Below are 10,561 nucleotides of genomic sequence, written 5' to 3'. Positions count from 1 at the left end.
TTTTTAGTTCAATGGATTAATTAATTAATATTTGCATTATGTTGTTAAACAAGGAAACCCAAATCTAGCATCATAATATAAAAAGCAAATTGAAAAGAAACCGAGTTTGAGGGAACTCGGTTTTTTTATGCAATAATTCTAAATGTTAAATTGATTCTATTTCCTATAAGTTTTTTTGTTTTTGGTATTTGGTGTAACCAATTACTTTGAGTTTCTCCTTGCATCATCAAAAGACTTCCGTGTTGTAAACTAAGTTTTGTTTTTAGTGATTTATCCGTTTTATGTCTTAAATGAAATACTCTTTCTGCACCAAATGATACGGAGGCTATAATTGGGTTATTGCCAAGTTCCTTCTCATTATCAGCATGCCAGCCATTACTATCGCTCCCATCCCGATATAAGTTTGCCAAGCAACTGGTGAATTTAATTTTCAGTTCTGTTTCAATTTTACTTTTTATTCTTAACAAATCACTTTCAAAAGGATTTGGTTGCATTACAATATTGCTGTATTTGTAGTTGTTTTTATTATTAGTATAAAAAGCCGTTAATCGCGGTTGTAAATGCGTTTTTCCAAAAACGGTGATGGTATCTTGTTTCCAATCAATGGTATTAAGAAGGGTTTTAAAATACTTATCTGCTTCAATGATATTAAAGAAATTAGGATAATAAGTAATTTCCGCACCTTTCAAGTTTAAATTTATTGTACTTTCAAAAAGCATAGTCTTTTATTTTCTAAATTAGCGTAATTCAAAATTATAATGAAGTATACCTTAACTTTTTTAATCGCTTTATTTTTTACCAGTTTATATGCACAACTTCCAAAAGGGTTTGTTTATGTTGAAGATGTGATACCAGATTTGGAAGTTGAATTGCGTTACTATACATCGAACAACTTTGTTGGAATACCAATTAATGGTTATCAATCAAACAAACTTATTTTAACTATTGAGACTGCTGAAGCATTAAAACTAGTTCATGAAGCTTTGCAAGAGCAGAATTTATGTTTAAAAGTTTATGATGGTTATAGACCACAACAAGCAGTAAACCACTTTATAAAATGGGCTAAGGATTTAAATGATACGATTAATAAGCAAATATTTTATCCAGAAGTTAATAAAAGAAACCTATTTAAAGCTGGGTATATTGCGTCTCGATCTGGACATAGTAGAGGTAGTACTATAGATTTAACTATTATTGATAGCAATACCGGTGAAGTATTAGATATGGGAAGTCCATATGATTATTTTGGTGAAGCATCTTGGGTTGATTATAAAGGTATAACAGCTGAGCAGAAAGCAAACAGACAATTATTACAAACATATATGTTGAAGTTTGGATTTAGAAATTACCCTAAAGAATGGTGGCATTTTACTTTACGTTGGGAGCCATTTCCTAAAACGTATTATGATTTTTCGGTGGAGTAGTGGTTTAAATTCAGGCTAATATTAATACAAATTGATTAATGATTTGTATACAAATACCTTTACTAAAAACCATTTCAATAAACGATTTGAAGTATAAGGCGTATCAAATCGAAATAATCTAAAAATCTAGTAGTCTAATAATCTAAGTTAGTACCAACGTTTTTTCTTCTTTTTTGAAGCTTCACTTTTGCGACCTTTTCTGTGTTTACTGCCTGTTTTATTCGATTTGTGAACAATAGGTTTCGCTTTTGGATCAAGGGGATATGGATGGTCTTCAATAATATCCAATTGTAATTGAATAAGTTGCTGAATGGTTTTTATATAATCCTTTTCATCTGCAGAACAAAATGAATAGGCTATTCCTGTATTTCCTGCTCTTGCAGTTCTACCAATTCGGTGTACATAGGTTTCAGGTACATTTGGTAAATCAAAATTTACAACGGCATCTAAATCACTAATATCTATACCACGAGCAGCAACATCGGTTGCAATTAAAATATTTACGTCTCCTTTTTTGAATCTAGCTAAAGCATCTTGTCTTGCCGTTTGACTTTTATCACCATGAATACTATCTGCCTGGTAACCGTTATTTATAAGTGTTTTTTCAAGCTTATCAACACCAAATTTTGTCCGTCTAAAAATGATGATATTACCTTTAATAGTATTTCTAAGTAAATGCAAACACAGCTCAATTTTTTTAGGTTTTGGCACATAATATAATAACTGAGCTACATTTTTTGAAGTTGAAGAGTTTTGGGCCACTTCAATACGGTCTGGATCTTTTAAAATGGAATTCGCTAATTGCTCTACTTTATGAGGTATGGTTGCCGAAAATAAAAGAATCTGTTTTTTCTTTGTACATAAACGCTCAATTTTTCTAACATCGTCAATAAAACCCATGTCTAACATTAAATCGGCTTCATCCAGAACTAAGGTTTCAACATAGTCTAAATTAACAACGTCTTGTTTGTGTAAATCGAGTAAACGACCGGGCGTTGCAATTAAAACATCAACCCCTTTTTTAAGAACATCTTTTTGAGGTTCAATAGATGCGCCACCATAAACTACTGTAGTTCTTAAATTGGTATACGTACTATAGGTTTTAAAATTTTCTTCAATTTGAATGGCTAATTCGCGCGTTGGACTTACAATTAAAGCTTTAATAGTTTTACCTTTTTTTGGTGCGTCTTGATGGTCTAATAAAGATTGTAAAATAGGAAGTGCAAACGCAGCTGTTTTTCCTGTACCAGTTTGGGCAGAAACAATAACATCTTTTTTATCCAGAACAAGAGGAATGGTTTTTTCTTGTACTAAAGTTGGGTTATCGTATCCTGCTTCTGCAACAGCACGTAAAATGGGTTTGCTTATTTTTAAATCTTTAAAAGACATTTGTAAAAGTTTGTCGCAAAGATATAACAAACCAACTCAAAGCTACTTTAAAAAGCCTCTCAGTTTATCTCTTTTTCGTTTTGGAAGCGCATTATTATCAAGAATTAATTTTATATGGTCTGTGTTTTTTTCTTTGTTGTAAAGCAAATTAAAAAATTGCCATGTACTAATGCTGTTTTTTGCTTCTTCAATCAATTCAAAAGTATCACCGGTTTTAACAAACCCTTCTTCTAAAACACGAACATAAGTACCAGGAAAACCATGACTAATAAATTGTTTTAAGGCATTCTGAGTGCCAAATTTTACGCCAAATTTAAAACAAGGTTCTCTGGGTTGAGTAATTTGAATAAGGGCACTTCCTAATTTATAAATAGCGCCAATATGAACCTCTTTTTCGTTTAATCCAGAAACGGTAAGGTTTTCGCCAAACATGCCCCAATTCCAAACTAAATTTTGGTATCGGTTTTTCCAATAAACATAATGGTCTTCTGAAAATAAATAACAGGCCTTAAACTCGCCACCGTGAACTTTTCTATCTGAGACTTCATCCTCTTTAACCTCATTTTTACCTAGAAAAATAGGTTGATTTGTTGGTGTTTTATAAATACCTGTAATGACTTCTTCTCCATTCCAGATAATGGTAGTTGGCTCTGCTATGTTTGTTGAAATTATTTTCATTTATTACTTATTAAATAATTTTTTAATTTCTGGTTTTGTTATTTCAACTAAAGTAAAATTGCCTAATAAAATTCTTAAAAAAACCACCTTATTTACACAAAGTGGTTTTCTGTAAGATATTAAAATTTTGTCGTTTAGTTTATAGAAATAAGGTCAACATCAAAAATGACAACTGCACCACGCGGAATACTAGAATTTCCAAGATTTCCATATGCTAAATGAGATGGAACATAAAAAGTGCCACTACCTCCAGCGTTTAAATACGTTAGGCCTTCAGCAAACCCGGGAATTAAATTATCAACAGCAAAGTTCACGTTTTCAGTACTTTCATCAAAAATAGCATCATCAGTAAAATACCCTTTATAAGTAATTGTTACCGTATCGGTGGCAGTAGGTTGTTCGCCTTCACCAACGGTGGAAATAGTATAATACAATCCAGTATCTGTCTTTTCAGCTGTTAAATCGTTATCAGATAAATAGGTTTGGATTTCCTCGTCATTTTCTGTTGTATAATTCACATAAATTAGTTCAACATCAAAAATTAGTACCGAACCTCCAGGAATGCCGTTATAATCAGAATTACCATAAGCTAAATTCGAAGGAATAAATAATTTTCCACTTCCGCCTTCTTTTAGATAGGTTAGCCCTTCTGCAAAACCAATAATTAATCCATTTATATAATCAAAGGAAACACCATCAGTATTTTCATCAAAAACGGTTCCGTTTGTATAATAGCCTTTATAAGTCAAAAAAACGCGGTCGGTGCCAATAGGATTTTCACCAGTACCAGGTGTTTCAATAATATAGTATAAGCCAGAACTACTTTTTTGAGCCACTAAATTATTGGCTTCAAGATAGGCCTGAATTTCTTGTTCGTTTTCTACGGTGTAATCCTTCGGTGAATCATCAGAGTTGCACGATGTAAATAGCACTAATGCAAATATTATTAATAAATTTTTCATAATCTTAATTATTTTTTTCGAGTGCAAATATAGCAGAATTATGCAATTTGGGTATAACTTTTCAAAGCATAAAAGTTAACCAATTAATTTTCGTTCGTTACTTAAAATGGTTTTTACCGCTTGTTGATATTTAAACGGATTACTAGCTTTTTTTATGGCTTTATACGTTTTTTGAGGGTTAGAACTCGACTGCGCAAAAAACTCCCAAAACCCTAACATTTTCATTTTAATCGGCGTTGGGCCAGAAAGGTATTCGTTATACTGTTTGTATATGGTATTGTGGAATTCTTCAAAAATATCCCAACGGTTTTTAGGATATTCAGTTGTGTTGTTTTTTATCATTTGTGGTAAAAACGGGTCGGCAATAAGTCCACGACCAATCATAAAATGATCTATACTCGGAAACCGCGCTTGCATGCTTTTAAAACTTTCAACACTTGTAATATCCCCGTTGTAATATAGTTTGTGTTTCGTGCTAGTAATGCAACGTTCAAAAGCAACCAAATCAACAGAGCCTTTGTAAAGCTGTTTGCCTATTCTGGCATGAATAGCAATATTTTTAAGCGGATAATTATCCAAAATAGGGAAGACTTCCAAAATTTCTTCAGCGTTTTCATAACCCATGCGCATTTTCATCGACACCAAAATATCAGTTTCCTTATGTGCACGATCCAAAATGCTGTTAATTTTTTCAGGATTACAAATCAAACCCGAACCCATTCCCGATTTAGCAACCATAGGGTATGGGCAACCTAAATTCCAATTTAACTCCTTATAACCTAAACTTTGCACGTATTTGGCAACAAACAAAAACTCTTCGGCATCGTTCGTTATAATTTGTGGTATAACCTTTAAAGTCGTATTGTTTTCAATCAATAAATCGTTTTGGTACGACTGCTTTATTTTAAACTTGCCATTAAGCCTTATATAAGGCGAATAAAAGGTGTCAATCCCCCCAAAATAGTGATGGAAAGCATTGCGAAATCTAAAATCTGTAAACCCTTGTAATGGTGAAGAAAGTAACCTAAAATCCATTTATAAATTATGTGCAACAAAGATAGGGATATCTTTTATTGAAGGTTATAAATATTTAGGAGTATGAAGGTGAGTTTTTTGAAAAGGTTTGTTCAACGTTTTGTATAAGATTAGTTGCGTGTTTAAGCAACTACAAACTAGATAGAAAATCCACGATGATTTTCGTTAGTAGTCTTGTTCTAGCAATTAACTTTATATGGTGTTAGGCAACGTTTATTTTAAACTTTTTATTACCAAGGTAGGTTTAGTTTTTTAATTTCAGATTGATATAACTTTTCAAGTTTTTCTATAAGACTCCGTGAAATAGAAATATCTGTACTTTGGACATTGCTTGTTAGCTGTTCGATATTTACATTACCAGGAATAACTGTGGAAACAGCATCATAAGCTAAACAAAAAGCTATTGCTATTTGGGCAAGGTTTTCTTTTGTTTTAACAATGGACTTCATTTTATTTACTAGTTTAGCTCTGGTTTCAATATCTTCTTTAGACCATCTACTTCTAATATCATTAAAACTACTTTCAGCATTATATTTGCCAGTTAACCAGCCAGAATCAAGCGGAATTTTCACAATAATACCAACTTCTTTATTTTGTGCTGTTTCAAATCCGCGCAAAGTATCCTGATGAAAGATATTAAAAAATGTCTCAATCACTTTTGAATTTGTTGTATCCATTAATAACTTCATATCGTCATAAGTGTCTAAAGAAGCACCGTATGCCTTTATTTTTCCTTCTTCAATTAATCTTTCGAGTATTTCGTAATGGTCATTTTTATTTCCATCAAAATATTCCGAAGGTGGGTTGTGAATAATAAGCGAGTCAACATATTCTACTTTAAGTCTTTTTAAACTTCCCTCTAAAGATTCCCTTATGTAATTAGAACTAAAGTTTAAGGTGCCTGTATGTGTATGGCCAAATTTTGTGTTAATTACAATTTTACTACGGTCTACATCCTTTAGTGCGTTGCCCAATCGTTCCTCTCCAGTTCCATGTCCATAATTAGGAGCCGTATCAAAAAAATTGATTCCAAAATCTAAAGATTTATGAACAAGTTTAATGGCTTCTGTTTCCGTCAAACTTTTCCAACCAGAGTTTTGTCCTAATTGCCATGCACCGAGGCCAATTTCAGAGATGTTTATTGAGTTTTTTATGTATTTTTTATATTTCATTTTGAGGGAAATTTATTATTTGAAAAATTTAACATACTTATTATACAGCATTTTGTTTTTTATGATGTTGCCTACTGGGAAATTAAAGTTCCGTTTAAATGAACTTTATCGATTGTTAAACGAAGTTAGTCAATTTTTCTGACGAATTCAAAATTCAGTAAAAACAAAAAACCACTCTATTTGCACAAAGTGGCTTTATTTATTTCCGCGAAAGCGAAATTATTTTATAAGTGTATTAATCTAAAACCGTAACTAAATCGTCTATACTTTTTCTAACTTTAGGAAGATTAACTAACCAGTCGTTTTCAGTATCTCTATAGCCAACAGGAAGCATCACACAACTTCTCAGTCCTTTGACTCTTAAGTCTAAAATTTCATCTAAGGCATCAGGGTCGAAACCTTCTAGCGGTGTACAATCTACACCTTGAAAAGCAGCAGCAGCAATAGCTTGTGAAAAGGCTATATAAGCTTGTTTCGCAGCATGGTTAAAATTTACTTCTGAATCTTTTTGAGGATAACTGCTTAGTAGCATTTGACGGTAATTTTCCCAACCTTCATTTTTAAAGCCTCTTACCTCATTAACTAAGTCAAACATCTTGTTAATTCTATCTTCAGTATATGTATCCCAAGCTGCAAATACTAATAAGTGAGAGCAATCTGAGATAACAGACTGATTCCAAGAAATTGGTTTGATTTTCTCTTTCAACTCTTGATTTGTAATCACGATAATCTCAAAAGGTTGCAATCCACTTGAAGTAGGTGCAAGAGATGCCGCTTCAATAATATTATCTATTTTTTCTTGAGATACTTTTTTGCCATTCATGGCTTTTGTAGCGTAACGCCATTTTAATTTTTCTAATAATTCCATAGTAAATTTTTGTATTGATAAAAAACCACTCTGTAAACAAAGTGGTTTTTAGTTTTTATTATTCCGCAGAAGCGAAAATATTTGTTGTTTCTATTTATGAGATTCCGTCCTTCGAGGGAATACCATATTATGCTATTTAATCATTTCGTAACTACGTTTAATAAAGTTTGTTAACTCTTCACCTTTCAATAAACCTTGAGATAAACGTGCTAAATCTAAACTTTGCGTAATTAAACGTTCTTGCTTCTTTTTGGTTTTAGTACCTAGAATTTCGCCAACCAATTCGGAGTTTGTATTCACAACTAGGTTGTACATTTCTGGCATGCTGCCAAACATATTCATACCGCCACCGCCACCAGTAGCTTGCATTTCTTTCATTCTACGCATAAATTCTGGTTGGGTGATTGTAAAAGGCGATTCGTTGCTATCCATAGCTTCTAATTGAACCATGAATTTTTCAGAAGGAATCACTTCTTTCAACAAGGCCTCCAATGCTTTGGTTTGCTCTTCGTCTAATTTAGAAATAGTTGTTTCGTCCTTTTGAATTAACTTGTTAATATTATCGCCATCAACACGAGCAAACGTAATGTTCTCTTTAGTACTTTCTAATTTTTGGATTAAGTGCGATACTATTGGAGAATCTAACAATAAAACCTCATAGTTTTTAGCTTTTGCAGACTCAATATAACTATGCTGCGTATCTTTATTAGAAGCATAAAGGATGACTAACTTGCCATCTTTATCTGTTTGATTGGCCTTAATTTTATTGAATAATTCGTCATACGTATAGTATTTACCATCAACCGTTGGGTAAAGGGCAAAGGCATCTGCTTTTTCAAAGAATTTTTCTTCGGAAAGCATCCCATATTCAATCACAATTTTAATGTCGTTCCATTTAGCTTCAAAATCCTCACGGTTATTGTTGAATAACGATTTTAATTTATCGGCAACTTTTCTAGTAATGTATGACGAGATCTTTTTTACAGCACCATCAGCTTGCAAGTATGAACGCGACACGTTTAATGGAATGTCTGGCGAATCAATTACACCACGAAGCATGGTTAAAAATTCTGGTACAATACCTTCAACATTATCCGTTACATACACTTGGTTTTGATATAACTGAATTTTATCCTTCTGCATTTGCATATCGCCCGTCATTTTTGGGAAATATAAAATTCCGGTTAAATTAAACGGATAATCAACATTTAAGTGAATGTTAAATAATGGCTCCTCAAATTGCATTGGGTACAATTCGCGGTAGAAATTACTATAATCTTCATCTTTTAAATCGGCTGGTTGTTTGGTCCACGCCGGATTAGGATTGTTGATAATGTTATCTACAGTTATTTTTTTGTGAGGTTCGGTAGTTTCCTTGCCGTCCTTATCTTTTGTTGTTTTTGGCTTGTGTGCTGGGTCATTTATTTCTTTAGTTCCAAATTTAATTGGCACAGGCATAAACTTGTTGTATTTTGATAATAAGGCGCTTATGCGAGATTTTTCAAGAAACTCCGTAGAATCTTCAGCAATATGTAGTATAATTTCTGTACCTCTTTCGGTTCTATCAGAAGCTTCTAAAGTAAATTCTGGTGAGCCATCGCAGGTCCAATGTGCAGCAGGTTCATCTTTATGAGATTTTGTAATAATTTCAACTTTTTCAGCAACCATAAAGGCAGAGTAAAAACCTAATCCGAAATGCCCAATAATACCAGAATCTTTAGCTGAATCTTTGTACTTATCTAAAAACTCCTCAGCTCCAGAAAATGCGACTTGGTTAATGTATTTTTCAACTTCATCAGCTGTCATACCTAAACCTTGATCGATAATATGAAGTTTTTTGCCTTCTTTATCAATTTTAACTTCAATTGTTGGGTTTCCGTACTCACTTTTACTTTCACCAATACTGGTTAAATGCTTTAGTTTTAAAGTGGCATCTGTTCCGTTACTTATTAACTCACGTAAAAAGATTTCGTGGTCGCTATACAAGAATTTTTTAATGAGTGGGAAGATGTTTTCTACCGATACATTAATGTTTCCTTTTGTCATGATTTTTAATTATTTGTCATTCCCTCGAAGGAGGGAATCTGATTAATTTTAGTTTCAATAGTAATAGTCAACAAAAATGCCAATTGCATAAATGTGACAAACTGACACAAAAAAAGGCTACTCGTATTATTAGCAGCCTTTTTAATTTTTATAAATAATAACTTATTCGTTGTCTTTTAAATGCTTTTCGAACCATTGGTCTTGTTCCCAAAGCATATGCAAAACAGATTCTTTTGCGGCATACCCATGACTTTCTTTTGGCAGCATTACTAACCTTACTGGAGCGCCCAATCCTTTTAGTGCGTTAAAATAGCGTTCGCTTTGTAATGGGTAAGTACCAGAATTATTGTCGGCTTCACCATGTATTAAAAGTAATGGCGTTTTCATGGTATCGGCATGCATAAATGGCGACATGTTATAATATATTTCTGGTGATTCCCAATAGTTTCTCTCTTCACTTTGAAAACCAAAAGGTGTTAAGGTTCTATTATAAGCGCCACTTCTGGCAACGCCCGCAGCAAAAAGGTTGGAATGAGATAATAAATTGGCTGTCATAAATGCGCCATAGGAATGCCCGCCAACGGCTACTTTATCCCGATTTATATAACCCATGTCATCAACCGCATCAATAGCCGCTTTAGCGTTTGATACTAATTGTTTTATAAAGGTATCATTAGGTTCTTCATCGCCCTCGCCAACAATAGGGAAGGAGGCATCATCTAAAACGACATAGCCTTTTGTTACCCAATAAATTGGCGAGCCATACCAAGGGTAGGTAAATTCATTTGAGTTTTTAGTATTCTGGCCTGCGCTACTTTTATCTTTGAATTCTTCAGGATATGCCCACATAATCATGGGATATTTTTCGCCTTCCGTATAATTGGTTGGTAAATAAAGGGTTCCGGAAAGTTCTAAACCATCCTCACGATTATATTTAATTATTTTTTTGCTTACATTCTGAATGCTTTTAAAAGGGTTTTCAAATTG

Annotated in this window: 10 protein-coding genes; 1 reads left to right on the top strand and 9 read right to left on the bottom strand. The window is 33.0% G+C overall.

The genetic code is table 11. From position 1 onward, the window contains the following. Positions 1–125: 125 nt before the first annotated feature. Positions 126–719: an alpha-ketoglutarate-dependent dioxygenase AlkB family protein gene (locus tag WBN21_RS12275; protein ID WP_424200688.1), complete on the bottom strand. Its 594-nt coding sequence runs from the start codon at positions 717–719 to the stop codon at positions 126–128. A gap of 39 nt (positions 720–758) precedes the next feature. Between WBN21_RS12275 and WBN21_RS12270 the strand changes: the two genes are divergently transcribed. Next, positions 759–1,424: a M15 family metallopeptidase gene (locus WBN21_RS12270; RefSeq protein ID WP_424200686.1), complete on the top strand. Its 666-nt coding sequence runs from the start codon at positions 759–761 to the stop codon at positions 1,422–1,424. Between the two features lie 147 nt (positions 1,425–1,571). Here the strand turns inward: WBN21_RS12270 and WBN21_RS12265 are convergent, their stop codons facing one another. The 8 genes from WBN21_RS12265 to WBN21_RS12230 all read right to left on the bottom strand — a co-directional run. Further along, the gene (locus WBN21_RS12265; RefSeq protein ID WP_424200684.1) at positions 1,572–2,813 is read right to left on the bottom strand and encodes a DEAD/DEAH box helicase; all 1,242 of its coding nucleotides are present in this window, start codon (positions 2,811–2,813) and stop codon (positions 1,572–1,574) included. Positions 2,814–2,855: 42 nt separating this feature from the next. Then, positions 2,856–3,491 (bottom strand): MOSC domain-containing protein, encoded by a 636-nt coding sequence (locus tag WBN21_RS12260; protein WP_424200682.1) that lies wholly within the window; start codon positions 3,489–3,491, stop codon positions 2,856–2,858. A 134-nt stretch (positions 3,492–3,625) separates the two neighbouring features. Next, complete coding sequence (locus WBN21_RS12255) at positions 3,626–4,453, bottom strand: FKBP-type peptidyl-prolyl cis-trans isomerase (protein WP_424200680.1); 828 nt, start codon at positions 4,451–4,453, stop codon at positions 3,626–3,628. A 75-nt stretch (positions 4,454–4,528) separates the two neighbouring features. Next, the gene (locus WBN21_RS12250) at positions 4,529–5,488 is read right to left on the bottom strand and encodes a tRNA dihydrouridine synthase (RefSeq protein ID WP_424200678.1); all 960 of its coding nucleotides are present in this window, start codon (positions 5,486–5,488) and stop codon (positions 4,529–4,531) included. Between the two features lie 230 nt (positions 5,489–5,718). Beyond that, positions 5,719–6,660, bottom strand: coding sequence for an aldo/keto reductase (locus WBN21_RS12245; RefSeq protein WP_424200676.1), 942 nt, complete (start codon positions 6,658–6,660; stop codon positions 5,719–5,721). Positions 6,661–6,895: 235 nt separating this feature from the next. After that, positions 6,896–7,528 carry a nitroreductase family protein gene (locus WBN21_RS12240; RefSeq protein WP_424200675.1) on the bottom strand — a complete coding sequence of 211 codons (633 nt, stop codon included), beginning with the start codon at positions 7,526–7,528 and terminating at the stop codon, positions 6,896–6,898. 132 nt (positions 7,529–7,660) lie between these two features. After that, positions 7,661–9,574: a molecular chaperone HtpG gene (htpG, locus tag WBN21_RS12235; RefSeq protein ID WP_424200673.1), complete on the bottom strand. Its 1,914-nt coding sequence runs from the start codon at positions 9,572–9,574 to the stop codon at positions 7,661–7,663. Between the two features lie 162 nt (positions 9,575–9,736). Continuing rightward, the coding region (locus WBN21_RS12230) for an alpha/beta hydrolase family protein (RefSeq protein ID WP_424200671.1) at positions 9,737–10,561 on the bottom strand (825 nt) is incomplete at its 5' end.

Source organism: Algibacter sp., from assembly GCF_049667265.1.
Taxonomy (GTDB): Bacteria; Bacteroidota; Bacteroidia; order Flavobacteriales; family Flavobacteriaceae; genus Algibacter_B.
The sequence above is the reverse complement of the archived record's forward strand: the minus strand, read 5'-3'. Positions and strand labels throughout refer to the sequence as shown.